The 26487-nt window shown below is 39.7% G+C and carries 23 protein-coding genes; all 23 read right to left on the reverse strand.

From position 1 onward, the window contains the following. Positions 1–84 precede the first annotated feature (84 nt). Positions 85–1077, reverse strand: coding sequence for a tetratricopeptide repeat protein (locus tag KFZ56_RS13760; RefSeq protein WP_222642479.1), 993 nt, complete (start codon positions 1075–1077; stop codon positions 85–87). A 96-nt stretch (positions 1078–1173) separates the two neighbouring features. Next, positions 1174–2838, reverse strand: coding sequence for a glycerol-3-phosphate dehydrogenase/oxidase (locus KFZ56_RS13765; protein WP_222642480.1), 1665 nt, complete (start codon positions 2836–2838; stop codon positions 1174–1176). A gap of 208 nt (positions 2839–3046) precedes the next feature. Then, on the reverse strand, positions 3047–3592 hold the full coding sequence (locus KFZ56_RS13770) for a glycerol-3-phosphate responsive antiterminator (RefSeq protein ID WP_222642481.1): 546 nt from the start codon (positions 3590–3592) through the stop codon (positions 3047–3049). Between the two features lie 10 nt (positions 3593–3602). Further along, positions 3603–4124, reverse strand: a complete 522-nt coding sequence (locus tag KFZ56_RS13775) for an acyltransferase (RefSeq protein ID WP_222642482.1) — start codon at positions 4122–4124, stop codon at positions 3603–3605. Between the two features lie 574 nt (positions 4125–4698). Then, the gene (gene ppaX, locus KFZ56_RS13780) at positions 4699–5337 is read right to left on the reverse strand and encodes a pyrophosphatase PpaX (RefSeq protein WP_222642483.1); all 639 of its coding nucleotides are present in this window, start codon (positions 5335–5337) and stop codon (positions 4699–4701) included. After that, positions 5312–6271, reverse strand: a complete 960-nt coding sequence (locus tag KFZ56_RS13785) for a nucleoside recognition domain-containing protein (RefSeq protein ID WP_222642484.1) — start codon at positions 6269–6271, stop codon at positions 5312–5314. The genes ppaX and KFZ56_RS13785 overlap by 26 nt, the downstream gene beginning before the upstream one ends. A gap of 107 nt (positions 6272–6378) precedes the next feature. Then, positions 6379–7269, reverse strand: coding sequence for a prolipoprotein diacylglyceryl transferase (lgt, locus tag KFZ56_RS13790; RefSeq protein WP_222642485.1), 891 nt, complete (start codon positions 7267–7269; stop codon positions 6379–6381). A gap of 11 nt (positions 7270–7280) precedes the next feature. Next, positions 7281–8219, reverse strand: a complete 939-nt coding sequence (gene hprK / locus KFZ56_RS13795; RefSeq protein ID WP_222642486.1) for an HPr(Ser) kinase/phosphatase — start codon at positions 8217–8219, stop codon at positions 7281–7283. Positions 8220–8355: 136 nt separating this feature from the next. Beyond that, complete coding sequence (locus KFZ56_RS13800) at positions 8356–8712, reverse strand: phage holin family protein (RefSeq protein ID WP_222642487.1); 357 nt, start codon at positions 8710–8712, stop codon at positions 8356–8358. Further along, positions 8712–8909: a PspC domain-containing protein gene (locus tag KFZ56_RS13805; protein WP_222642488.1), complete on the reverse strand. Its 198-nt coding sequence runs from the start codon at positions 8907–8909 to the stop codon at positions 8712–8714. The genes KFZ56_RS13800 and KFZ56_RS13805 overlap by 1 nt, the downstream gene beginning before the upstream one ends. A 270-nt stretch (positions 8910–9179) precedes the next feature. Beyond that, complete coding sequence (gene bshB2 / locus KFZ56_RS13810; protein ID WP_222642489.1) at positions 9180–9842, reverse strand: bacillithiol biosynthesis deacetylase BshB2; 663 nt, start codon at positions 9840–9842, stop codon at positions 9180–9182. Positions 9843–9860: 18 nt separating this feature from the next. Next, positions 9861–10214, reverse strand: a complete 354-nt coding sequence (locus KFZ56_RS13815; protein WP_222642490.1) for a YojF family protein — start codon at positions 10212–10214, stop codon at positions 9861–9863. Positions 10215–10358: 144 nt separating this feature from the next. Further along, positions 10359–13247, reverse strand: a complete 2889-nt coding sequence (gene uvrA / locus KFZ56_RS13820; RefSeq protein ID WP_222642491.1) for an excinuclease ABC subunit UvrA — start codon at positions 13245–13247, stop codon at positions 10359–10361. A 7-nt stretch (positions 13248–13254) separates the two neighbouring features. Next, positions 13255–15237 (reverse strand): excinuclease ABC subunit UvrB, encoded by a 1983-nt coding sequence (gene uvrB / locus KFZ56_RS13825; protein ID WP_222642492.1) that lies wholly within the window; start codon positions 15235–15237, stop codon positions 13255–13257. A gap of 220 nt (positions 15238–15457) precedes the next feature. Further along, entirely contained in the window at positions 15458–16654 is a 1197-nt protein-coding gene (locus KFZ56_RS13830) for a PDZ domain-containing protein (RefSeq protein ID WP_222642493.1), read from the reverse strand. A 259-nt stretch (positions 16655–16913) separates the two neighbouring features. After that, a complete protein-coding gene (locus KFZ56_RS13835) occupies positions 16914–18377 on the reverse strand; it encodes a S41 family peptidase (protein ID WP_222642494.1) in 1464 nt (487 codons plus the stop codon). A 159-nt stretch (positions 18378–18536) separates the two neighbouring features. After that, positions 18537–19991 carry a murein hydrolase activator EnvC family protein gene (locus KFZ56_RS13840; RefSeq protein ID WP_222642495.1) on the reverse strand — a complete coding sequence of 485 codons (1455 nt, stop codon included), beginning with the start codon at positions 19989–19991 and terminating at the stop codon, positions 18537–18539. Between the two features lie 60 nt (positions 19992–20051). Continuing rightward, a complete protein-coding gene (ftsX, locus tag KFZ56_RS13845) occupies positions 20052–20945 on the reverse strand; it encodes a permease-like cell division protein FtsX (protein ID WP_222642496.1) in 894 nt (297 codons plus the stop codon). Next, a complete protein-coding gene (ftsE, locus tag KFZ56_RS13850) occupies positions 20935–21621 on the reverse strand; it encodes a cell division ATP-binding protein FtsE (RefSeq protein WP_222642497.1) in 687 nt (228 codons plus the stop codon). Before ftsE ends, ftsX begins: the two co-directional genes overlap by 11 nt. Positions 21622–21927: 306 nt before the next feature. Further along, positions 21928–22257 (reverse strand): cytochrome c551, encoded by a 330-nt coding sequence (gene cccB, locus KFZ56_RS13855; protein ID WP_222642498.1) that lies wholly within the window; start codon positions 22255–22257, stop codon positions 21928–21930. A 176-nt stretch (positions 22258–22433) separates the two neighbouring features. Further along, a protein-coding gene (gene prfB / locus KFZ56_RS13860; protein WP_222642499.1) for a peptide chain release factor 2 occupies positions 22434–23535 on the reverse strand; the annotation gives its coding sequence in 2 pieces (ribosomal slippage) (positions 22434–23462 and positions 23464–23535; 1101 coding nt in all). Between the two features lie 92 nt (positions 23536–23627). Next, on the reverse strand, positions 23628–26141 hold the full coding sequence (secA, locus tag KFZ56_RS13865; protein ID WP_222642500.1) for a preprotein translocase subunit SecA: 2514 nt from the start codon (positions 26139–26141) through the stop codon (positions 23628–23630). Positions 26142–26319: 178 nt separating this feature from the next. Then, a complete protein-coding gene (locus KFZ56_RS13870) occupies positions 26320–26481 on the reverse strand; it encodes a hypothetical protein (RefSeq protein ID WP_222642501.1) in 162 nt (53 codons plus the stop codon). Positions 26482–26487: the final 6 nt, after the last annotated feature.

A 26487-nucleotide genomic window follows, 5' to 3' on the forward strand; every position in this document is an offset into this window, starting at 1 on the left:
TATCGCCCCTTTTTTCTTCAATTATAATTAAGCCATATATAGCTTATTAAAATCCATGCGATTCGTCTATTTTTTTGCTTATATTTATACCCAGGGATACACTTCATCCGATAGGCTTGGATGCTTTCTGCAGCCTTCTGTCCACAAAGCATATGCTTCTTCTTGCTTCCCGATGCGATATGCGGCTATACTGTACCCTCGGTAATAGGAAATATGGCTATTTACCAAACTTTTTGTCAGTGAGCGAAAACGGATATAAGCATCCTGATCATACCCTGTTCGTACTAACGTCACAGCTATTCGTAGTTTTTGCTGTTCATGAATAGGATATACATTTAATAATGTCTGAATATGCTTTTCATATGCTTGTTTTCGATTTAATTCATACTGAAATAACGCTAAATTCGTATGGCTGTATAAAGAAGCAGGGTCTTCCTCCAATATGTCTAATTCCATTTGGATTGCATCCTCTTTATGGCCAAAAAAGAATAGTGCCTGTGCATAGTCATGTTTTGCCGTTGGATGCCCCGGAAATAGTGTTATCATTTCTTCAATAAGCGGAAGTGCTTTTTCCCACTGTTTGTTTTCCATATGGTAAAAAACCGTCTCCTGATAGATAAGAAGTTCATCTTCTTCGTCTAAATCCCAGTTATCATCTTCCATATCTACTTCATCGATATCGATTAAATGAAGCAAGCTTTTGGCTTCCTCTGTAAAATCGCCTTCAGGCTCTTTATCAAGATATGTGTTCACATACTTTTTTGCATCATTTAAGAGGCCTAAATGGGCGTAATTATTCGCGATCAAATAATAGCAATCCGTATATTCTGTTGATTTTAAAAGATCGGTTAGTATCTGATTTGCTGTATGAAACGAACCAATTTCTGTATATATAATAGACATTTGACATTGATATAATGGTTCTCCGGGTCTTGCTTCCACCGCTTTTTTTAACCATTTCAATGCCATGTCAAATTTTCTCTTTTGAAAAGCTTCTACGCCTTTTGTGAAATAAAAATCACCTTCCGGAATAAAAGGGACAATATTGTCACCAGCTTTATCCTTCACTTGCTGCATTCGTAAGCCCCCCTTCATTCATTGCACACCACGCAAGTATAACATAAGGAAAGGGGGATTTATACGATAATTCATCAAAGATCAGTTATGAAATTCTTATTTCACCGGAGTTACAGCTTCTTGTAATAGTTGATCAAGCTCTTGTTTGTAGCTTTCTTTTTGGTTATCGCTCCAATTTAATGCTTGTGCCATATAATGGATCACGTTTTCTTTATGTGCTCTTACCCACTCAATTTCAAAGAACAATGCTCCCGTTCGACGGACAAAGAAATCCACTGGTTTGTAAGCTGATTCGTATTCCATGGCATAAATAAGCTCTGCAAAAACAATACTGTCAATACCCGCTTTTTCTGCTTCTTCCTGTTTATGTTGATAGATATCAAAAACAGTATCGCTATTTGCCCCATATGACTGAATAAGTTTCATCGCCGTCGCTTCTGTAAGCCCAATTTCTTTTCCTTCCTTTAGCTTATCTTGTTTAAATTGTTCAAATCCGTCCGAACCACCTACTTCTCCTCCGGAAATCGGTAAATGTTTCGTTGCAGAATTGGAGTAAAGAATTTCTTCTTCCTCTTTGAATTGCTTAACAATCAAATCAACTGTTTCTTTTGCCATTTTCCGATAGCCTGTCAGCTTTCCTCCAGCCATCGAAATAAGTCCAGAATCAGAAATAAAAATTTCATCCTTTCGGGATATCTCTCCCGGATTATCTTTTCCTTCTTCTGCGATTAATGGACGTAATCCTGCCCAGCTTGATTCCACATGTTCTGCTTTCATATTGACACTTGGGAACATATAATTGATAGCATCCAACAAGTAATCCCGATCAGCTTCCGTCATTTTTGGATGTGCAATATTTCCTTCATACGTAGTATCTGTTGTACCTACATATGCTTTATTACCACGAGGTATTGCAAAAATCATCCGTCCATCAGGTGCATCGAAGTAAATGGCTTGTTGTAATGGAAACACATCTTTTGAAAATACGAGGTGGACACCTTTCGTCAATATAAGGGATTTCCCTTGTTTCGACCCATCCACTTCGCGTAATTCGTCAACCCAAGGCCCTGCAGCATTAATAATTTTCTTCGCAAATATCTGATAGGTTGCACCACTTATATCATCTTTGACAACGACACCAGAAATCATGCCAGAATCCGCATAAATAAAGTCAATTATTTTCGCATAGTTAAGCGCATTTGCTCCTTTTTCTACTGCTTTTTTGAGTACTTCAATTGTTAAACGTGCATCATCTGTTTTATATTCAACGTAAAAGCCTGCACCTCTAAGATCTTCTTTTTTAATTAATGGTTCTCTTTTCAGTGCTCTTTCCGGCTTGAACATCTGGCGGCGTTCATCTTTTTTAACACCTGCTAAGAAATCATATACGCGTAATCCGACATTTGTTGTAAAAGGACCGAATGTACCTCCTTTATGAAATGGAAGCATCATCCATTCCGGTGTGGTTACATGTGGCCCGTTTTCATATACAATTGCGCGTTCTTTTCCAACATCTGCAACCATTTTAATCTCAAATTGCTGCAAGTAGCGCAATCCGCCATGAACCAACTTTGTCGAACGGCTGGAGGTCCCCGCGGCAAAGTCCTGCATTTCAAATACCGCCGTATTCATCCCTCTCATGGTGGCATCAAGGGAGATACCTGCACCTGTAATGCCTCCACCAATCACTAGTACATCCAGTTTTTCATTTTCCAGTTTTTTAAAAGCCGCATCCCGATTATAGCTTGAAAAATTAGACATTATTCCAACACTCCTCTTCACTATTTTCTATACCTATATCTTCCCTCATTATGCTTAACTCATGTGTTGAAAACGGACAAATAAAAAACCGCAAAATAGACTAATGTTTTTGACACTAGCTATCTGCGGTTTCTCCAATTCTCCGTCCAAACTTATTAACTTATCTTTAGTATAACATAGCATTCCTTCTTACGTATAGCAGATGAGCTTAATATTTCCATAAATTCATGTTTGATGTAGAAACAGCAATTGCACCAGCATCCAAAGCTGCTGTTATCTGCTCCTCTTTTGTTATCAGTCCACCTGCTATAACTGGTATGTTCATCCGCACCAGTACTTCTTCAATAATAGTTGGCATCAAACCGGGTAGTACTTCCACACAGTCAGGCTGAAACCGTTCAATCAACTTAAAATTATGATCGAGAGCTTGGCTATCCAGTAAAAATAAACGCTGAATGGCTACTAAGTTATGTTTCTTCGCCAAACTGATTACGTTTCCGCGTGTTGATAGAATGCCATCTGGTTTCACTTCCCGGATTAAAAATTCCATTCCATATTCATCTGCTTTCAGCCCCTGAATTAAATCAGCATGAATGAATGCTTTCTTATTCGCCCGTTTCGCATAATCCACAAGGCTTTTTAACTGGGAAAGGCGTGTTTCCAAAAGCACAATTATCTCATGAGAAGTCTCAAGTGCCTTATCAAAATCTTTCATTTTTCGTATTGCCGGGAGTATCCCTGATTGAATTTCCACTTCATTTCACCTACTTATCTGAAAGAGTTCGTTCACGCTTTTCCATTTCTTCCTTTGTATAAATAACCTTCATTGGATTGCCGCCGACAAAAGTTCCCGGTGCTACATCTTTATGCACCAATGTTGCAGCAGAAACAATCGCCCTATCTCCGATCGTCACACCTGGCAATATCGTCGTATTTGCTCCAATTAAAGCCTCGTCCCCAATCCGAACTTCCCCGATTCGATACTCCTCGATCAAGTATTCATGTGCTAAAATCGTCGTATTATATCCAATAATACTATTTTTACCAACCGTTATTTTTTCCGGGAACATGATATCTGGCATCGCCATTAGTGCAAAAGCTGTTTGATCACCAACGTGCATACGCAGAAAAGTACGATATAGCCAATTTTTCACACGTAAAAAAGGCGTATACCTTGCAAGTTGGATAACACTAAAATTTTTAGCGACTTTGAAGAAAGATACCGTCTTATAAATCTGCCACAGTGAATTTGCATTTTCTACGGGAAATCGCTTTGTCTTTCGCATTGGCTACACCTCAGTGATTTAGCTCTTCTCATACCTATTATTACTTTTAACATTTCGCGATTGATAGAAACTGCGACGTAGTGAAAGTAACTTTATGAGAAGGCTCTCGTTCTAATGATAGTTGAGCGTAGGCATTCGCTACGGAAACACATTCCGCGCACCTTAGGGGGCTGATGAGCCTCCTTGTGCTAACCGCACTTCGGCGTCTCATCTAGGCCTTTGCTCCCGCAGGAGTCTTCATGTGTTTTCTCCGCTGGTGGTCCCATTCCTATCGTTAAACTGCATTTGTAAGCATATCAAACATATCGAGGCCCTCTTACCAGTTCGGTGTTGAATACGAATGAAATTTAGCGACAGAAACTGTGACATTAGCGGAGGAAATACACGGAGCTCCGGCGGGAAGAAAGGCATCGGTGAGACCCAGGAGTGCGCACGTCAGGAAGGGGCTCACCAGCCGCCCTAAGGTGCGCGAAGTGTATTTCCGTAGCGGTATCCAAGCACTCAACCATCGGTCGCAAAGAGAATTCTACACTTACGTCGCAGTTTATATCTTCTGTATCAAAAGCAAAATCTTTTAAAAAGCAGCCGTGATTTTCAACAAATCATGCATTTCCTCAAGCATGTAGGTTGGATTGTATTCCAGAAGCCTTCTTTTGCCTTTATGCGTCCAAGCTACCCCGGCTGTCTGTATGCCCGCATTTTTGCCTGATTCAATATCATGATAATTATCACCAACCATTAATGTCGAAGCATGCTCTGCGTGTAATTTCTCCATTGCTTTGATAACGGGTTCAGGATGTGGTTTTGAATGCGTCACATCATCCAATGTAATCACCGTATCAAAAAAGGGGTCCAGTCCTGTTAACGTTAGCCCCATCGTAACAGCCTTGCTCATCTTTGTCGTAACGATCCCAAGCTTTACGCCATTATTCGTTAACTGCTCGATCGTATCAACAACTTGTGGAAAAGCTTTGACATAGTTATCGTGGTTAGCAAGATTATGAACGCGATATGTTTCTATCATTTGATCCGTCCGCTTTGGGTCTATTTTTCGAAATGTATCGACTAATGGTGGGCCATTGAACTCAATTATTTCTTCTTTCGTAAAGTCTAAATTATATTGCTTAAATGTATGATTGAAGGAAGCGATAATTAAATCATTTGTGTCAATCAATGTCCCATCAAGATCAAAGAGTATTGTACGAATGCTCATGGATTACTTCATCCCCCTTCTTGGAATCAAGCCGCTTCCATATAAATGCGATCGTCATCGTTAATATTGTAGCTGTAACCAATCGAATAAGAAGCAGCGGCCATACTGGAATACCCAACGGTAGAAAAATCAACGTGTCTTCAACGACCGCATGACAAGATACTAAGAATATGAGTGCAAGAGACATATCTCTTTTGGACACTCCATCTTCTTTCACCGCCTGGATCATTAACCCTGCTCCATAGGCTAAACCAATCGTTAATCCTGCCACAAGGGTCATGGATGTATTTTTTTCCATTCCCAGCAATTTTGTAAATGGGGCTAATTTAGTGGAGAGTGCAGTCAACCACCCTTTCTCCCGTAAAAATTGCATAATAATCATTAACGGAATAACAATCGCTGCCAGCTGGGCGACTGCGACAACTGCTGTTTGTATACCCTGGAAAGTAATTTCACCCCAACCTGCCGGTACCACTTCAGACGACGAAATAAGACCATATTCTGCTAGTTCCGCACCACCGTTCCACATCAAATTAATGATCAAGGCGGCAATTAACGCCAAACCAATACGTATTCCGGATATGAGCCACCAGCTTACACCTACTTTCGATGCCACTGCTGATTCAATAAATAAATTATGAGAAAATGAAAGCATTACCGCTAGTATAAATACTTCTTTTATCGTAAACTCAAAGGATACAATCGCGGCAATTCCTGCATATAAATTCAAGGCATTACCTAACACCAGGGGAACCGCAGCTTCCCCTGATAACCCAAGCAGCCCCATCACAGGCGTTATTTTGTCAATTATCCATGGCAGCACAGGTGTATATTGTAAAATAGTTACAATTAGTGTAATCGGGAAAATGATTTTGCCTAATGCCCAGGTTGTTTTTAAGCCTTGTTGCAGGCCACGATACATAATTGCAGACATATTTTTTTAAAACCTCTTTTCTATGTTAAAAACTTACACTCCAACGAATACATTTCTAACAAGCAAAGAATAGCTTAAGAAATTTCTTTCACAAAACCAAGCGAATGTTATTTATTTTTTTTCTTATTTTGTTTCTTTTTCTTATTCTGATTGACGTTCTTTTTACCAGGAAGCTTAACATCATTATACCGTTTTGTATCACTTGTTCGACGACGATAAATGAAAAGGATAATAGCCCCAACAATTAATACAATCGAAATCACTTGCGCCATACGAAGTCCACCATCGACAAATACATATAGACTATCCGTTCGCATCCCCTCAATAAAGAAGCGACCAATCGAATACGTAATCAAATACGTTAAGAAAACTTCACCACGTAATGGATTGTATCGCCTGAGTACAAGTAGGAAAATGAATACAAGTATGTTCCAACATGATTCATATAAAAATGTCGGATGGTACATGACCCCATCAATAGTCATTTGGTTCATAATGAAATCAGGTAGATACTGATGAAAATGCTCATATGTAGATTGGGCAATTTCTCCGCCATGGGCTTCCTGGTTCATAAAGTTCCCCCAACGTCCAATTGCCTGCCCAAGTATAAGACCAGGTGCAGCGATATCTGCTAATTGCCAGAAAGATTCCTTTTTCACACGTGCATAAACAATAGCTGTAAGAACGGCACCTATTAATGCACCATGTATCGCAATACCACCTTCCCAGACTGCAAAAACATTCCACCATGGACCGTTGGCATAACGTTCCCATTCAAAGATAACGTAATAGATACGAGCAAAGATAATGGCAACAGGAGCCGCAAACACTACTAAATCAATCATGATATCTTTTTGCATACCGAGACGATCTGCCTCTTTGGTTGCTACATACAAGCCAAGGAATAAACCGGCTGCTATAATTACGCCATACCAGTAGATGGGTAATGGACCAAGTTGAATAAATACAGGATCAAGCGCTGATGCACTGTCTGGCATTACAATCACTCCTATTCGATATCATCTGTTTCTTGTCTTTCGATCATTGTCGTTAATCGATCCGTGAATTCCTGTGCCGTGTTTATCCCCATTCGTTTCAGGCGATAATTCATTGCTGCAACTTCAATAATGACGGCAAGATTTCTTCCAGGACGAACCGGAATGGTAACTTTTGGTAAATGGACATCCATAATCTTCATGGTTTCTTCTTCGATACCAAGGCGATCATACTGCTTTTTCTGATCCCATATTTCCAGACTTACAATCAGCGAAATCTTTTTATAACTTCTGATTGACCCTGCTCCAAATAGCGTCATCACATTTATAATACCTAAGCCACGGATCTCCAATAAATGCTTAATAAGCGGCGGCGAATTGCCGATTAATGTATCATAGTCTTCTTGGCTGATTTCCACACTATCATCCGCCACAAGCCTATGTCCCCGTTTTACAATTTCAAGTGCTGCCTCACTTTTTCCAACCCCGCTTTGCCCTGTTATGAGTACACCGACACCATTGATATCAACAAGTACACCGTGAATAGCAGTCGTTGGAGCAAAGGCTGTCTCCAGGTAATTGGTTAATCTGCTTATGACACGCGTTGTCTTTCTCGGTGATTTCAAAATGGGCACGCCTGATTCATTTGCAGCCTCAATCATGACTTGAGGAATATCCATCCCTCTTGATATAACAATCCCCGGGGTAATATCTGTACAAAGATGTTCAACACGGTGCTTTTTTTGTTCTTCCGTAAGTTCCAGGAAATAGGCCATTTCTGTTTTACCAATTAACTGCAAACGCTCTTTTGGATAGTATTTGAAGTATCCTGTCATCTCTATACCCGGACGCGATATGTCACTCGTAATAATTTCTCTATGTATCCCATCTTTCCCTGCAACCAAGGTCAAATTGAAATTGTCCAGCAATTCTTTTGTCTGAACCTTTGACATCATGTACACCTCCTAAATTCGATGTATATAACTGTTTTTTATTGTAGCATATTTTTAAATAAAAAACGCTATTACATGATTGATTGGCAACATGCTTTTCCAAAAATAAAAAACGTAGGCAGGTTACCTACGCATGTTATCTTACCGTATCTTTAACTAGACTGTTTAAAAGCAAATTGATAATTGAAATGACAATAGAAGCTATAACCGCTGTACCAAATCCTTCTATCACAAAAGAAGCATCCATTAATGCCTGTGTGATCATCAGCGTGATGGCATTGATCACAAATAGAAATAAACCAAGTGTGAAAATAGTTATCGGTAATGTAAAGAGAACCAAAATCGGCTTTACAATAACATTTAAAATGGACAGAATGAAACTTGCCAATAGCGCTGTACCAAACCCTTCCAATTGAAAAGAATCAAATAGCTGCGCTACAGCAATAAGTGCCACCGCATTTAAAACAATTGAAATAATCCAGCGTAACAGCATTAATAAATCTCCCTCTCATTCGGTATGATGAAAATAGCCACTATATAGGCCAGTAAAAGCGGGAAAAATCCTGTCATAAATAATAAAACAACATATAATAACCGAATAATAGTTGCATCTATATTAAAATACTCTGCAACACCACCAATAACCCCTGCAACCATTCTGTTTGAATTTGATCGATAAAGTTTTTTCATAGGAACTCACCTCCTTCCCTTTTGTCTTTTCCCTTAAATTGTCGTCTTATAACTTTCCTAACCAGTATATGTTAGGTTGCGTAGGAATGGTTCTTTTTAACCGGAGATAGAGGGGTGAATTTGGGATTCACTTGGCGAGCTTACTGAAGTGAAGTCTGTCTCCCAATTGGGGAATTCGCTCTTCCAACTTGATACCGGTCTCTACCGGTTTGACGTTGTTGGCTCCTATTTCAGTGGTGCTCGCTTTCCCTACTCCCTCTCGCATTCCAATCAATCTCTAAATTCCCAAATAAAGAATTCCTCCGTACTAAATCTTCTTTTAATATCTTCATCAATATTTTGCTCTTCTGGTTCAAATTGACGCAGGATTCCACTAGCCTGAGAACTATGGGCTCTTATCGCACCCATTTTTGTATCAAAATAATCGGAAATATCATTCGTAATTTCAGGCTTCCCTATGTCCGCTTCATAATTATTTGAAATTGCTTGAGCCCAAACAACCGGGCGTTTCCGGACGTCCATTAACCGTACAGCCTCAACTGCTGCTGATCCTAATGCATTATGATCAGGATGTACAGCATAATCTGGATAATGTGTAATGACAAGACTTGGCTCGATTTCTTCCAGCATACCTTTTAGATGTGAGGCAACTTCAGCACGATCTTCATATTCTATTGTTTTATCCCGATAGCCAAGCATTTTCAAATCTACATCAAGCACATTACACGCGTTTACCAGTTCTTCCCTGCGAATCTCAGGCAATGTTTCCCGATTGGCAAATGGCGGCATCCCCATATTTCTCCCCATTTCCCCTAATGTTCCGCATAAATAGGTCACTGGAACGCCTTGCTTACGAAATTGCGTAATGGTTCCTGCCGCACCAAAAGACTCATCATCCGGATGCGGATAAATAACGACAACATGTTTTTCCACTTCTATCACCGTCCTGTTCTAATAATTAAAAGGAGTTTCACTTAGTTCCAACGCTACCATTAAGCGGCCTTCACGATCATGGCCTGCAAGTAGAAGCTTGTTATCTTCGGTCATTTCCCAATCTGTTAAGCCTTCTGCATAAATCCAGCCCATTTCCAGTTTTAGTCCCACGCGATGGATATTTCCGTCTTTAACTATTTTTGCTTGGTTAAAAGACACTTGTGCATTTCGTATGTATGCACCAACATTATATGCCTTTTTATTCAGATGACTTGCATAAGCCCCATTCGTTGTTTCCAAATGAACATATACCTGCTTATCTATAAAGTAGTCTAAGTTTTCCTGTACATGATTCATGTCAATTGGTTTCATTAATAGTTCCTCCCAACACACTTCTTTATTTACCTTACCGAATAGAAAGGAGCACGTCAAAAATTACGTTTCTAGGTTGCATTCCTGAATTCGGAAGAAAAACATCAAAAGATAGCAAGCACCCCTGCCTGCTATCTTCATTTCTTATTTCTTGGCGGATCCAGAACCAACCTTTTCCTTTTTGGCAAGGTCTTCTTCCATTCGTTTCCGATCTCGCTCCAAAACAGACTTTAAGTAATGTCCTGTATACGATGCTTTGTTATCAGCAATTTGTTCCGGAGTTCCAGTTGCGATAATTTCGCCACCTCGATCTCCCCCTTCAGGGCCTAGGTCAATAATATGGTCAGCTGTTTTCACAATATCCATATCGTGTTCAATAATTAAGACGCTATTGCCTTTATCAACCAGACGCTGCAACACACTTAAAAGGCGTTTTATATCGTCGACATGTAACCCAGTGGTTGGTTCATCTAAAATATAAAATGATTTACCAGTTGACTGTTTTTGTAGTTCACTTGCTAATTTTACACGTTGCGCTTCTCCGCCGGATAATGTTGTTGCCGTTTGACCGAGTCTAATATAGCCTAGACCAACATCATATATCGTTTGTAGTTTCCGTTTGATTTTTGGAATCGGAGCAAAAAAATCCAGCGCTTCTTCAATTCGCATATCTAGCACGTCAGCAATACTTTTCCCTTTATATTTCACTTCTAATGTTTCCCGATTGTATCGTTTTCCATGACATACATCACAAGGAACATACACGTCAGGAAGAAAATGCATGGCAATTTTAATGATCCCATCACCGCGACATGCTTCACAACGGCCGCCCTTCACGTTAAAACTAAAACGTCCCTTTGTATAGCCGCGTACCTTCGCATCATTCGTTTGAGCAAATACATCTCGAATATTATCGAACACACCTGTATATGTTGCAGGATTGGATCGTGGTGTCCGTCCAATTGGCGATTGATTAATGTCGATGATTTTATCTATCTGATCCAGACCTTTTACTTTTTTATGTTTTCCCGGTTTATATTTGGCTCGATATAGTTGCCTTGCCAGTGATTTATATAAAATATCATTCACCAATGTACTTTTTCCTGAACCGGAAACGCCGGTTACAACGGTTAGCAATCCTAATGGAAATTTGGCAGTCACATTTTTTAAATTATTTTCCGCCGCTCCGACGATTTCGATCTTAGATTTATTCGGCTTACGACGTTTTGTCGGTACGGGAACAAAATTTTCACCGGATAAATACTTCCCTGTCAATGAATTTTTATTTTCCATCACTTCTTGAGGTGTTCCACTGGCGACTACTTCACCACCATGTTCCCCCGCACCAGGGCCGATATCAACTAACCAATCCGCCCCGAGCATAGTGTCTTCATCATGTTCGACAACAATCAGTGTATTATCCAGGTCACGCATACGCTTCAATGTAGCAATTAACCGATTATTGTCCCGCTGATGAAGCCCAATGGATGGTTCATCAAGCACATATAGCACTCCAGTTAATGCAGATCCGATCTGTGTAGCAAGGCGAATCCGTTGCGCTTCTCCGCCGGAAAGCGTCCCAGCTGCTCGTGATAATGTTAAATAATCCAAACCAACATTATTCAAAAAAGCAAGGCGGTTGTCAATTTCCTTTAAAATCATCGAAGCAATTTGCTGATCTTTTTCAGTTAAATCAAGGCTCCGAAAAAAATCACTCGCCTCTACGATGGAGTAATCCGTTACCTCACTGATATGCTTTCCATCAATCAATACAGCCAGTGCTTCTTCTTTCAAACGGTGTCCTTTACAAGTGGGACAATTTTTATGAGCCATATACTTTTCCAAGGTCTCCCGGGTAAAATCGGAGGATGTTTCCCGGTAACGCCTATCAATATTATGCAAGACACCTTCAAAATAGATCATATTATCCCTGACTTTGCCAAAGTCATTTTCAAAGTAAAAATGGATTTTTTCTTTTCCGCTGCCATATAAAATTTTATCCATTTGATCTTTCGGAAGCTTATTAACAGGGATGTCCATATTAATATCATAATGCGTACAAACACTTTTTAGCAATTGTGGATAATACTTAGAACTAATCGGCTCCCACGCTGCAATCGCATGCTCATTTAAGGTGAGGTTCCAATCCGGAATCACCAGGTCAAGATCGACTTCTAAGTTTGTCCCTAACCCATCGCATGTCGGGCAGGCACCAAATGGGCTGTTGAAAGAAAATAAGCGCGGCTCTAATTCCCCAATGGAAAAACCACAAATTGGACAAGAATGGTTTTCACTAAATAATAATTCTTCCTGTCCGATAACATCCACCATTAATTTCCCTTCTCCAAGTCGCAGCGCTGTTTCGATTGAATCACTCAAGCGGCCCTCCACACCTTCTTTTACGACAATACGGTCAATCACTACCTCAATCGAATGTTTTTTATTCTTCTCAAGCTGAATATCTTCCGTCACTTCGTGCATTTCATGATCCACGCGCATGCGAACATAGCCTTCCCGCCTCAGCTTCTCAAAGGTTTTTACGTGTTGTCCTTTGCGTCCGGAAATAATAGGTGCTAAGATTTGCATTTTGGTTCGTTCCGGATATTCCAAGATACGATCCACCATTTGCTGTACCGTTTGTGAGCTGATCTCAATCCCATGATTCGGACAAGTCGGATGCCCAATACGTGCATAAAGCAAGCGCAAATAATCATATATTTCGGTTACTGTTCCAACAGTAGAGCGTGGATTTCTGCTTGTTGTTTTTTGATCAATGGAAATGGCTGGTGATAACCCTTCAATGGCATCGACATCCGGCTTATCCATTTGACCTAAAAATTGACGCGCATAGGCGGAAAGCGATTCAACGTATCGGCGTTGTCCCTCTGCATAAATGGTATCAAATGCCAGAGAAGATTTTCCCGACCCGGATAAGCCTGTCATGACAGTCATTTTATTTTTTGGAATGGTTACATCAACATCTTTTAAATTGTGTGCTCTTGCGCCTTGTACACTAATCGATTTACTAGGCATATCCTAATCACGCTCCTGCTTTAAGCTCAAGTAAAATATCACGAAGCTCTGCTGCTTTCTCAAAGTCAAGCGCTTTTGCAGCTTCCTTCATTTCTTTTTCCATTTGTTCGATGGCATTTGTTTTCTCTTCTCCAGATAGTTCGCTCACATTCTTTGTCTTTTCATTGTATTCTTCCTGATCCTCTGCTGCAACTGTTGCACGTATGACATCACGGACTTCTTTCTTGATGGTCGTTGGTGTGATATTATGCTGTTCATTATACGTCATTTGTACACGCCGACGTCGATTCGTTTCATCTATTGCTGCCTGCATCGAATCAGTGATTTTATCAGCATACATGACCGCTTGACCATGTTCATTTCGAGCGGCCCTTCCCATGGTTTGAATTAAAGAGCGTTCAGAGCGCAGGAAGCCTTCTTTATCGGCGTCCAATATGGCGACAAGTGACACTTCGGGAATATCCAGTCCTTCCCGTAATAGGTTAATTCCCACAAGTACATCATACTTCCCAACCCTCAGGTCACGGATAACCTCAATACGCTCCAGTGTTTTAATCTCAGAATGGAGGTAGGCAACTTTAAATCCGAGTTCTTTTAAATAATCCGTAAGATCCTCTGACATTTTCTTCGTTAATGTCGTAATAAGAACTCGTTCGTTTTTGTCATTTCGTTCATTGATTTCACCGATCAAATCATCAATCTGCCCATCGATAGGGCGTACATCGATCTTTGGATCCAGTAAGCCAGTAGGACGAATAATTTGTTCTGTCACTTCCGGAGCATGCTCCATTTCGTAAGGTCCAGGAGTTGCCGAAACGTATATAAGTTGATTTGTTTTCTCTTCAAATTCTTCAAATTTTAATGGGCGGTTATCCAAGGCTGAAGGGAGCCGAAATCCATGGTCAACAAGTACCTGTTTCCGTGCCCGGTCACCATTGTACATCCCTCTGACTTGCGGCAAGGTCGCATGTGATTCATCCACCACAACTAGGAAGTCATCGGGAAAATAATCAAACAATGTATACGGGGTTGCACCCTCCTCCCGAAGTGTTAAATGTCTGGAATAGTTTTCGATACCCGAACAAAAACCCATTTCCTGCAACATTTCAATATCATAATGTGTCCGTTGTTCAATTCGTTGCGCTTCCAAGAGTTTATTTTCCTCTCGCAGTACTTTTAAACGTTCTTCTAATTCTTTTTCAATATTGGCGATTGCCATTTTTAGTTTCTCTTGTCTGGTAACATAGTGAGATGCTGGGAAAATAGCAACATGTTCCCTGTCACCAATAATTTCTCCTGTTAAAACATCCACTTCCCGGATTCGGTCTATTTCATCACCAAAAAATTCAAATCGAATACAATGCTCCTCTCTGGAAGCAGGAATAACTTCAACTGAGTCACCGCGCACACGAAATGTCCCACGCTTGAAATCAATATCATTTCGTGCGTATTGAATATCGACAAGATCACGCAGCAGACGATCCCGGTCTTTCTCCATTCCCATCCTTAGGGAAAGCACCTGGCTGTTGTATTCTTCCGGTGAACCTAACCCGTATATGCATGAGACACTAGCAACAATTAATACATCATTTCTTTCAAAAAGGGATGATGTTGCCGAGTGACGTAGCTTATCTATTTCATCATTTATACTTGCATCTTTCTCGATAAATGTATCTGTGGAAGGTACATATGCTTCAGGCTGATAATAGTCGTAAAAACTGACAAAATACTCCACAGCATTGTTCGGGAAATATTCCTTAAACTCACTATATAATTGGCCGGCTAGTGTTTTATTATGGGCAATAACTAATGTCGGTCGATTAATTTCCTGTATGACATTGGACATCGTAAAGGTTTTACCTGTCCCTGTTGCACCAAGCAATGTCTGATGTCGCTGTCCGGCCTGAACCTTTTCAACTATTTCTTTAATTGCCGTTGGCTGATCACCAGATGGCTCATAGTGCGACACAAGCTCAAATTTATTTTCCATAATGCAAGCCTCCGTTCTTAGATCTATCTACAGTTTACCACACTCATGTAACATTTTAACATAATCGCGAACGAATATTCGACCTTTTTGCTTTAACATCCATATTACCCTTCACACCGATAAATTCCCCATGTGTTTCCTTCGCTGGTACTTCGGTTACTACCGTTAATATGCATTTGTAAGCCCAAATGACGACGAAAAAAGAAACAACAGCAACACATCAGTGCGTTGCTGTCCTCTGAGCATCTTTCCGATAGGGTTCTGTCGTAAAAATAATCCCTAATTCATGATGTTCCCCTTCATATAAGACATTTTGAACAAATCGGATTTCACCAGCATCATCCAGTAAACCCAACGTAAATGATGCACCAGTTGCTTGCAGAGCTTGATAAAATTCATCGTGATTGCTTATATTTTTTCCATTCACTTTTACAATGGTTTCACCTACATACATATCAAGTCGCTCTGCGGGTGTTCCTGGCATTAACCCCAACACTTTTAACCCTTTATCCTTTTGATGGAAATAAGCGCGGCCCGTTCGATCTTTTATACGATGACGATAATTTATATATTCCTTGCCTAAAATAGCGATTAAAACCGCCACCAATGATAACCAGGAAACAAAAATACTCAAGACGGCTAAAACGGTAATGATTAGACCTAAAAGCAAAACGGATTTTCCAAGCTTAACAGCTATTTTTTGCGGAAGGTTACCTCTCACCGTAAAGTCAAACCCAATGATAAATGGGACGAGCAATATACTATAAGACTCCCCACCTAGAGAAAAATATGGCCAAAATGGCGCAAAAGGGGTAATCATTCCAGCAGGAACCAGAGTAAAGAAAGGAATAATACTTAGCTTTTTCACATGATGTTGACCAATCCATCCCCCTCGGCTCCCCATAACAAGCTCAGGAAAGGTTTCATTACGCCTAATCCTACCAAGAAATATGGCTTCACCTATTAAAAATAGCCCTAATAAAATGCTTAAACCAGTAAAATTGACATTCGAAAATAAATTCCCATCAACATATGATTGATTTTCTATTAGGAATGGCAAAAATAAAAGTAGTAAATATGTAATTCCTATCGTATAACTTGCAGATAACATCGTAAATCGTAACGTCAGACTCAACACAATCATCATAATACTTAACAGCAGAATTGTTTCATATGAAAAAACAATCCCAACAACTAATGTAATCAGGGAAATAACAATACCTATCATGATTGAAGCCAGCCATGTATGGTTCCACTCTGAAAAAATATCAAATACTTTTGATCCAAAATCCATCCGTTCCCTTTTAATCCGTTTATATCCCGCTAACACGATCAATAATAAAGACCAATATACAAGCGGGTTCAGGAAAAAAATTCCAATCCCTTTTGCAATTTCAATGAACCATGCTTCTGTCATTCCTATCCCCTTCCAGCAAAAACCTATATTACTTTTAGTATTCGATATTTGTCGAATCATTTCCTGCTTTATTTACCGAAAATTATGTAACGAATGATACAGGGAAACGTAATCAGTGGGGATTCCTCCTCCCCACCAAATGTTAGTTGAACAAAACAGAAACTTACAGGTTTTCCATCCCTCCTCACGTGGTACCCACAGAGAAGGCATTACAGCCATAATGCGTGATAAGATCCGCGGGAGCAACCCGCGGACCCACTTATTCATATAATTTGTTTAATGCCTCTTCCAGCTGCTGATCATCTTCACCGTTACGGATATTTTCTACTACAATTGTCTCGATCATGCCAGCCGTTTCTTCGTCAACTTCCCCTGTTGCTTCCAGATCATTATCTGTCTGAAACTCCGTTACTGCTTCTTCGGTTTCTTCATTAAAATAACCATCCGTACGTCCGGTATCATAGCCTAAACCTGTTAGCATCACTTGAATATTTCCGATTTTTTCATCGGTCTGATCATAGGTGAAAGGCTCTTCAACCTGGACTGGATTCGTATAAAAGTAATCAGGTTGGGAAACATCGATCGTCGGTTCTACGCCAGTTTCATTAATCCATTCCCCGTTTGGAGAAAGCCATTTATCCGTTGTTAACTTAATCGTACTTCCATCACCCATTGGTACAGCTTGCTGAACCGTTCCTTTTCCGAAGCTCGGTTGTCCAACAACATCATAGCCCATTTCCTTCATAGCAACCGCAAGAATTTCAGATGCTGAGGCGCTACCTTCATCAACAACTACACTTATTGGATATTCCTTTGTTTCCTCTAATTGTGAATAATATGGGGTAACCTCACCATTATTATCTTCTATTTGCAAGTATGGTGTATCTTCAGGTACAAACAGGGACGCCATTTCTTCAACCACATCAAGGAGTCCACCTGGATTTCCACGTACATCAATAACTAGCCCTTCAATGCCTTCATCTTCCAGCATTTCTAGTTGCTCATTAAATTCTGTAGCTGTATTCTCAGAAAAATTGGTTACTTCCAACACTCCAGTCTTTTTTCCATCAACGGTTTCTATATCATTATATACCGTTTCAACTGGAATCTCATCACGAACAAGCGTCACTTCAAAAGGATCAGATCCTGATCGCTGAATTTCAAGCACAACTTCCGATCCTTTTTCCCCGCGTATATGTGCAACCGCTTCATTTAGATTCAATCCGTCCAAGTTTTCACCATCAACACTTAAAACTTGGTCATTGGCGCGTAAACCAGCCTCTTCGGCAGGTGAATCCTTTATAGGAGAAACAATGGTTACAATATCATTCACCATACTTACTTCAGCACCAATTCCCTCAAAGGATGATTCGATCTGTTCATTGAATTGTTCCATCATTTCAACGTCCATATACGAACTATGCGGATCTTCAAGGGTAGCGAGCATACCTTCAATGGCACCTTCAATTAACTGCTGGTCTTCCACATCTTCTAGATAATTTTGCTGAATTAAATTGAAAGCCTGGTCTACTTTTTGCATATCATCAGATTGACTCTCGCCTGACTCTCCACCTGCTGCACCTTGTAATACTTCGGCAATTTCCTGCTTTTCTGATTCCGCGCTATCGGCTTGTGCATATTTTACACCTGCATAGCCACCACCAAAACCTAATACGAGTGCAGCAACCAAAAGAATGATTATATGTGATTTTTTCAGATTCATTTTCCCACCTCTTATAACTTTGAAATCATAAACATATTATGAAAAAGGATATCATGATCTCTCCTTCATGACTATGGTTTTGACTTTTACTTTATGTAATTATTTCTTTTTTACTATTGTAAAAAGGCATCACACCATAATGGTAGATGCCTTTTATTATCATTTCATAAGAGGTAGCGGATCAATTGGATTACCATAACCACCTTTATGTACTTCAAAATGCAAATGTGGTCCAGTAGAGTTACCACTGTTACCTGTTGCTCCAATTGTTTCCCCTTCACTGACTGTTTGTCCAGAAGATACAGAAATACTGCTCAAGTGCCCATATACTGTTGTATAGGTTTGCCCATCAATGGAATGGGAGATCGTAATCGTATTCCCAAGTCCCCCCATGCTTCCAGCTGTTGAAACAACACCATCAGCTGCTGCACTTAAAGTCGTACCAGGAGAAGTACCAAAATCAATCCCGTTATGCATCCGTGCATCTCCGAATATGGGGTGAGAATCTCTCATTCCAAAGGTATCGGTTATAGATCCTGGTGCTGGTGCGCTAAATTTACCATTTGAGCTTGAGCTTGTTGTAGCTACCTTACCACTGGGACTGGGACTGGAATCAGAATTTGATTCCGGTTCGGAATTTGATTCCGATTTTGATTCCGATTTACTGTTTGAATCGGATTCTTCCTTCGCTTCCTCTTTTTCGGCCTGTGCAGCCCTTTCCCGTTCTCTTTCCCGTTCTTTTTCTTTTTCTAATTGCTCCTGTTCTAATTCACTTTTTTCATTCTGTGCCAATTCAATTGCTTTTTGATTTGCTTCTTCCTCAGCATATAATATTTCTTGTTCTTCATCCTTGGTAAGCATTTCTTCTTCTAATTCACCATACTCTTCTTCCAAGTCTGCCATCATTGTTTCCCGCTCATCCAATTGGTCATCCAATTGACTTTTTAACGCTACAAGTTCTTCCTTTTGGTTTTCCAATGCAACCTTTTTATTCTCTACCTCTACCCTGCTGTCTTCAACTTCCTGCTTATTATCTTCCAATGCTTTTTTATCTGCAGTATGTTCTTCCATGATCGATTTATCCTGATCCATAATGGTGTTTACTGCAGAAGACCGGTTAATAAAATCACCAAAGCTTTGGGACCCTAAAATAACCTCCAGATACTTCATGCCACCACCGTTTTGCTGGATGGAGACGAGACGATTTTTCAATAGTTCTTCTCGTTCTTCAATACGATCTTCCAAGACTACAATCTCTTCTTTTAATTCTTCGATTCGATTATTTAAATCTTCAATCTCCTGATTTGTATTATCAATCTCTGTTTCCTTTGTTTGGATATCATTTTGTGTAGTCGTTAGTTCCTCATCAATCGTGTTTATTTCCTGTTCAACCGAACTTTGTTGGTTCTCGTTTTCATTCATCTCATCTTCTGTTTTTTCCTTATCACTTTCGAGATTGCCTTTCTTACTTTCAAGATCATTTTGTTCTTCTTCGAGTTCGTTTACTTTTTTCTCTAATTCGTCAACGGATTCTGCAGAAACGTTATCTGTATTTACGAAACCAATTGTTGTAGCTAAAACAGCTACAAACACACCTAAGTAAACCTTCTTCATTCCCGTTTCCCCTTTCAGTCCAAAAATCATTCTTTCTATATCGTTAGACAAATTTCTCTATTATACTTTTAGGAATTTCCGTACACTCATGACACTTCCCCAAACACCAATGAGTGCTCCTATCCCTAAAATAATGAGCGAAAGTTGCCATGCAAATGGATAAAATGGTAAAAATTCCACAAAACCGTAATTAATTTGTCCACTAACATTCGTATCTATATAGTAGTATCCGGCCAGAATTGCTGCAATTGGAATAATTGAGCCTAACACGCCCAACAGTAACCCTTCGACAAAAAATGGCCATCTGATAAATCCATTTGTTGCACCAACCAGTTTTTGAATACCTATCTCTGTACTTCGGGCCATGATGGTGATTTTTATGGTGTTGGAAATAAGGAAAATCGCTGTGAACACTAGTCCAAGTATTAAAACCAGTCCAATTGTCCGGGCATATTGATTAAATTCGAACAATCGTTGAACAACATCCTGGCCATATTCTACTTCCTGTACACCTTGGAGATCTGTAATCTCTTCGGCTATCCGCATCGTTTCATCCGGATTTACCGCGTTCACAACATAAGCGTGATTTAATGGATTGTCTTGCTCAAACAACTGCCATGACTGCCCCTCATCGCCCATACTATCTATTAGCTGTTCTAATTGCTCATCCTTAGAGGAGAAAACAACGGAATCCACTCCATCAATTTTCTTAATATCGTCGCCTAAAGTGGTTGCTTCTTCCTCGTTTATGGTTGGATCAATGAATGCACTTATTTCGACATCATCTTCAATATTGTTGGCCATTTGATTTAAGTTGAGCACTAATGCAAGGAATACGCCAACTAAAATCAATGTTGTTGTTACTGCCCCAATAGAAGCTACCGTCATCCAACCATTACGTCCAATATTTTTAATCCCTTCACGTAGATGTCGCATTATCGTTCTAAATTTCATAGCCGTATCCACCTTGATCTTCATCTCGAACAATCATGCCATCTTCAATAGCAATAACACGGTGCTTAATCGTGTTTACGATTTCCTTGCTGTGGGTGGCCATGATAACAGTTGTACCTCTTGCATTAATTTCTTCAAATGTTTTCATGATGTCCCATGAGGTATCCGGATCTAAGTTACCTGTAGGCTCATCTGCAATCACTATTTTGGGATTATTTACAATGGCACGTGCAATTGATACGCGCTGTTGTTCACCACCTGATAATTCATCAGGAATGAATCGAGCTTTGTTTTTTAATCCAACAATTTCCAGTACATCCATCGCACGTTTACGGATATTTCGAGGGGATTCTTCAATAACTTCTAAAGCAAAAGCTATATTTTCATAGACAGATAGTTTGGGAAGCAGCTTAAAATCCTGGAAAATCACACCAACATCCCTGCGTAAATAAGGAATTCGTCGTTCTTTTAATTTACTAAGATCAATTTCATTGATAAAAATGGAGCCATCTGTAGGTTTAACTTCTCGATAGATTAATCGTATAAATGTTGACTTCCCGGCACCACTTTGGCCGACAAGATATACAAATTCACCCTGTTTTATATCAATATTAATGCCTTTTAGAGCAATAACCCCGTTGGCATATGTTTTATTTACATCTTTCATGAATATCATATATAAATATCACCTTTTTATTTATCTTTGTTCATATGTCATTCGTGGTTGGTTTCCACCACGAATCCCTAAAAAAACATTTATTGATTTTTATGTAGTCGATATGGACATTCCCATAATTACTTTTACAGTATAACATTTTTCTACACGATTTTTAGACACAATTATATTACAATTATATTTCAAAAATAATGGCTTTGTAATAAAAAAGAGCGCGTTGTTCTTTTTTGCGGATATAAAACACGAAAAAAAGCCTGACTCATGGAATGTTCCAATGAACCAGGCTTTTTATAAAAAATCACGATGTTATTGCATATCTGCTAACCAATTGGAAAGTGTATCAAGGTCTTCGCCGGATACATCTTGTGGAGGCATGCCACCTTGACCATTTTCAATAATATCAGCAATTTCATCTGCTGAATGGTCAGCACCAACTGAAGTTAAGTCTGGGCCTTGACCCCCAGAGAGGTCTGCACCATGACAAGCAGTACAATTGCTTTCATAGATCTCTTCAGCTGCAGCAGTGTCTACAGAATCGCCACCGTCAGAAGATTCCTCAGTATCACCATCATCTCCACCACATGCTCCAAGCACGAGTGCTGTACTGAATAATAGTGTAAGTAACCATTTCTTCATATATAACCCCCCCTTAAATTTTAATTAAAGGTTACCAGTGATAGTATACCCCATTTTTCCATTTTTTAATACCCTATTTCAAATAGTATAAAGGACCTTTCAAAGGAAAAATGCAGATGTCCCAACGCTTTTGACAATTTATTACATTTTTATTATTTTTTTGCAGAAGCTGGTTCTCAACTAATTTTTGCACGTAAATATGCATCAATAAACGGGCTTAAATCCCCATCCATGACAGCTTGTGTATTACCTATTTCGACATTTGTCCGATGGTCTTTGATCATGGAATATGGATGAAAAACGTAGGAACGGATTTGGCTTCCCCAACCGATTTCTTTTTGTTCTCCACGGATATCATCTATCTCCTGTTGCTGACGTTCAATTTCCTGTTGATATAACTTTGATTTCATCATTTTCATGGCAACTTCACGGTTTTTTATTTGGGAACGTTCATTCTGACAAGTTACGATAAAACCTGTTGGCAAGTGAGTAATTCTAACGGCTGAATCAGTCGTATTGACATGCTGCCCACCTGCACCACTTGCACGATAGGTGTCGATTTTCAGATCTTCTGCATTCAATTCAATCTCCACATCATCCGTTATTTCCGGCAAAACATCACATGACGCAAAAGAAGTATGGCGCCGGCCGGATGAGTCAAATGGCGATATACGCACCAATCGATGGACCCCTTTTTCAGCTTTCAAATACCCGTATGCATTATGCCCTTTAATCAACAATGTAACACTTTTTACACCTGCTTCATCACCAGGTAAATAATCGAGTGTCTCCACATTGAAATCTTTACTTTCCGCCCAACGTTGATACATACGCAGCAGCATGCTTGCCCAATCCTGTGATTCGGTACCACCTGCACCAGGATGGAGTTCAAGTATGGCATTATTTGCATCATAAGGCTCACTCAGTAGCATTTGTAACTCGAATGCATTAATATCCTTCATAACGTCTTTTATTTCTTTATTAAGCTCCTCAAATAATTCCGGATCCTGTTCTTCTTTTACAAGTTCATAGGATACTTCCAAATCATTCAAGTGGCTTTCTATCGCTTCGAATGTATGAACATAACTCTTTAGTCCATTGACTTCATTTATTACCTTTTGCGCATGCTCCTGATCATTCCAAAAATCCGGATCTGTCATTTGTAGATCTAATTCTTCAATCCGAGGCTTCTTATCAGCTAAGTCAAAGAGACCCCCTAAAGTCTTCCATACGTGCCTTCATTTTATCCAATTCGTTTCTAATCTCTACCAATTCCATCTTTTCACCTCTGTTTTCATTCCTAAAAATTGATAAAGAAATCGGCTAATCACCGATTTCTCATTAAGCTAGGCACTTACCTGACATCTATTCTACGCTCCGTGACAGTTTTTGAATTTTTTCCCACTACCGCATGGGCAAGGATCATTTCGTCCTACATTGTATTTCTTCACATAAGGTTTACGGGACTTTTTCTTTTCTTCCTGTCCTCCAGAAACTGCTTGTGTATCTTTTGCTACTTCTTCCCGTTGCAGGTTGTCACGAATTTGGGCTTTCATCACATATTTCGCAACTTCCTCTTCGATATCTTCAACCATCACTTCAAACATGGAATAGCCTTCAAGCTGATACTCGCGCAATGGATCATTTTGTCCATATGCCCGTAAGTGGATACCCTGGCGCAATTGTTCCATTTGGTCAATATGATCCATCCATTTTGTATCCACGGTACGGAGCACAATAACTTTTTCAAATTCACGCATTTGCTCAGGTGAAAGCTCTTCCTCTTTTTCATCATACTTCCTGCGAACTTTTTCCATGATTAACTCATTTATCTCTTCAGGTTCTTTGCCTTTAATAGCATTTATTGTAATATCTTCCGGATCTAACAAGTTACCATGGACATATTCGATAATTGCCTGTAAGTCCCAATTATCTTCATCATCATCCTGAGTGTGGGTAGCCACAACTCGGTTAAGTGTGGATACAATCATATTTTCAACGATTTCACGAAGGTTGTCTTCTGCTTCAATGACATCAAAGCGCTGTTTATAAATAATTTCTCGTTGTTCACGAAGAACATCATCATAGGATAATACTTGTTTACGTGCGTCAAAATTATTACCTTCTACACGCTTTTGTGCAGATTCCACCGCACGGGAGACCATTTTACTTTCAATTGGCTGGTCATCATCCATCCCTAATCGTTCCATCATGGACCTTAAATTATCCGACCCGAAACGACGCATTAATTCATCTTCCATCGATAAATAAAATTGCGTCAAGCCAGGGTCACCTTGACGACCGGAACGACCACGTAACTGATTATCAATACGGCGTGACTCATGTCTTTCCGTACCGATAACAGCAAGACCGCCTACGTCTTTAACACCAGGACCTAGTTTAATGTCCGTACCACGACCAGCCATGTTTGTTGCGATCGTAACCGCAGCTTTTTGGCCTGCATGCTCGATGATTTCAGCCTCACTAAAATGATTTTTCGCATTTAACACATTATGCTTTACACCAGACTTTTTCAGCAATTTTGAAATGATCTCAGACGTTTCAACGGCAACGGTCCCAACGAGTACAGGTTGTCCTACATTGTAACGTTCTTTAATATCTTCTACAACTGCCCGGAACTTACCTTCCATTGTTTTATAAATCATATCTGCCCTGTCATCACGTATGATCGGTTGATTGGTTGGGATAGCAATTACATCCATGTTATAGATATTTCGAAATTCTTCTTCTTCTGTTTTCGCTGTACCTGTCATCCCCGAAAGCTTATTATACATCCGGAAAAAGTTCTGGAACGTGATGGATGCAAGTGTCATACTTTCATTTTGAATTTGCAATCCTTCTTTTGCTTCAATGGCTTGGTGCAGCCCATCACTATAACGACGACCTTTCATGAGGCGTCCTGTGAACTGGTCTACGATTACCACCTCATCCTCTTCTACCACATAATCTGTATCACGATGCATGGATACATGCGCTTTTAATGCCTGATTAATATGGTGAATGAGGGAAACATTTTCCAGGTCAAATAAGTTTTCAACTTTAAAATAACGCTCTGCTTTATTAATCCCTTCTTCGGTAAGCTGCACCCCTTTTGTCTTTTCATCATACGTATAATCGCCCTCACGACCAAGTGTACTTACAAAACCATTGGCCTGTTGATAGAGAGAGGCAGATTTCTTTGCTGATCCAGAAATGATTAATGGTGTTCTTGCTTCATCAATCAAAATGGAGTCAACCTCATCAATAATGGCGAAATTCAGAGGACGCTGCACCATCTGCTCTTTGTATAACACCATGTTATCACGCAGGTAATCAAACCCATATTCATTGTTTGTACCATAGGTGATATCCCTATAATAGGCTTCGCGTTTCTCTTCTTTGGATAATCCATTACTATTTAGGCCAACAGTCAACCCCAAGAATTCATAAAGTTCTCCCATTTCTCTAGAGTCCCGATCAGCCAAATAATCATTCACTGTAATGATATGCACACCTTCTCCGGAAATCGCATTTAAATATGCCGGCATCGTGGATGCAAGTGTTTTACCTTCCCCTGTTTTCATTTCAGCAATATTACCTTCATGAAGCGCTACTGCACCTAACAGCTGTACAGGAAATGGCCGCATATCTAATACACGCTTGGCAGCTTCACGTACAACCGCGTACGCCTCGACAAGCATATCATCCAAGGTTTCCCCATTGGCATACCGTTCTTTAAATTCCTCTGTTTTTTGCTGCAATTCTGTATTGGATATCTTTTCAATTTCTGGTTCCATCGCTTCTATTTGATCCACTTTTTTTTGTAACCGATTAAGCTGTTTTTGGTTTCCATCACCAAATATTTTTGTCAATAATCCAGCCATAGCAAACGCTCCTCAATATATCTCAAAATTATCCATTTAAATTTATAGTCCATAATTAATAATAACACTATACAAACACAGATGACAACTACGCAACTAAAAAGGAGTAGCCTGAGGATAGGCTACCCTTGACTTTGGGGATATTGGAGATAATATGTAGCTACTTGTTGCGTGGAGATCATTTATGTAAGACTTGCTCACTGCTGTGTGACCCATCAACGATGTCTGTGATTCTTCTATTAGTAGCTGCGACAATTTTCACCAATTGGGTGATAGTATCTTCATGCTGCTGTACTTTTTTTACTAAATCATTAAATGCTACACGCTCACTTTCTTTCATAGTTGT

The organism is Virgibacillus sp. NKC19-3 (assembly GCF_019837165.1).
Taxonomy (GTDB): Bacteria; Bacillota; Bacilli; order Bacillales; family Amphibacillaceae; genus Virgibacillus_L; species Virgibacillus_L saliphilus.

What these genes read in the sequence shown, in the direction of transcription:
- KFZ56_RS13760 (WP_222642479.1), bottom strand. Translation starts at nt 1,077, where the DNA reads ATGCAGCAAGTGAAGGATAAAGCTGGTGACAATATTGTCCCTTTTATT.
- KFZ56_RS13765 (WP_222642480.1), bottom strand. Translation starts at nt 2,838, where the DNA reads ATGTCTAATTTTTCAAGCTATAATCGGGATGCGGCTTTTAAAAAACTG.
- KFZ56_RS13775 (WP_222642482.1), bottom strand. Translation starts at nt 4,124, where the DNA reads ATGCGAAAGACAAAGCGATTTCCCGTAGAAAATGCAAATTCACTGTGG.
- ppaX (WP_222642483.1), bottom strand. Translation starts at nt 5,337, where the DNA reads ATGAGCATTCGTACAATACTCTTTGATCTTGATGGGACATTGATTGAC.
- KFZ56_RS13785 (WP_222642484.1), bottom strand. Translation starts at nt 6,271, where the DNA reads ATGTCTGCAATTATGTATCGTGGCCTGCAACAAGGCTTAAAAACAACC.
- lgt (WP_222642485.1), bottom strand. Translation starts at nt 7,269, where the DNA reads ATGCCAGACAGTGCATCAGCGCTTGATCCTGTATTTATTCAACTTGGT.
- hprK (WP_222642486.1), bottom strand. Translation starts at nt 8,219, where the DNA reads ATGTCAAAGGTTCAGACAAAAGAATTGCTGGACAATTTCAATTTGACC.
- KFZ56_RS13800 (WP_222642487.1), bottom strand. Translation starts at nt 8,712, where the DNA reads ATGCTGTTACGCTGGATTATTTCAATTGTTTTAAATGCGGTGGCACTT.
- KFZ56_RS13805 (WP_222642488.1), bottom strand. Translation starts at nt 8,909, where the DNA reads ATGAAAAAACTTTATCGATCAAATTCAAACAGAATGGTTGCAGGGGTT.
- KFZ56_RS13815 (WP_222642490.1), bottom strand. Translation starts at nt 10,214, where the DNA reads ATGAAACCAATTGACATGAATCATGTACAGGAAAACTTAGACTACTTT.
- uvrA (WP_222642491.1), bottom strand. Translation starts at nt 13,247, where the DNA reads ATGCCTAGTAAATCGATTAGTGTACAAGGCGCAAGAGCACACAATTTA.
- uvrB (WP_222642492.1), bottom strand. Translation starts at nt 15,237, where the DNA reads ATGGAAAATAAATTTGAGCTTGTGTCGCACTATGAGCCATCTGGTGAT.
- KFZ56_RS13830 (WP_222642493.1), bottom strand. Translation starts at nt 16,654, where the DNA reads ATGACAGAAGCATGGTTCATTGAAATTGCAAAAGGGATTGGAATTTTT.
- KFZ56_RS13835 (WP_222642494.1), bottom strand. Translation starts at nt 18,377, where the DNA reads ATGAATCTGAAAAAATCACATATAATCATTCTTTTGGTTGCTGCACTC.
- KFZ56_RS13840 (WP_222642495.1), bottom strand. Translation starts at nt 19,991, where the DNA reads ATGAAGAAGGTTTACTTAGGTGTGTTTGTAGCTGTTTTAGCTACAACA.
- ftsX (WP_222642496.1), bottom strand. Translation starts at nt 20,945, where the DNA reads ATGAAATTTAGAACGATAATGCGACATCTACGTGAAGGGATTAAAAAT.
- ftsE (WP_222642497.1), bottom strand. Translation starts at nt 21,621, where the DNA reads ATGATATTCATGAAAGATGTAAATAAAACATATGCCAACGGGGTTATT.
- cccB (WP_222642498.1), bottom strand. Translation starts at nt 22,257, where the DNA reads ATGAAGAAATGGTTACTTACACTATTATTCAGTACAGCACTCGTGCTT.
- secA (WP_222642500.1), bottom strand. Translation starts at nt 26,141, where the DNA reads ATGGCTGGATTATTGACAAAAATATTTGGTGATGGAAACCAAAAACAG.
- KFZ56_RS13870 (WP_222642501.1), bottom strand. Translation starts at nt 26,481, where the DNA reads ATGAAAGAAAGTGAGCGTGTAGCATTTAATGATTTAGTAAAAAAAGTA.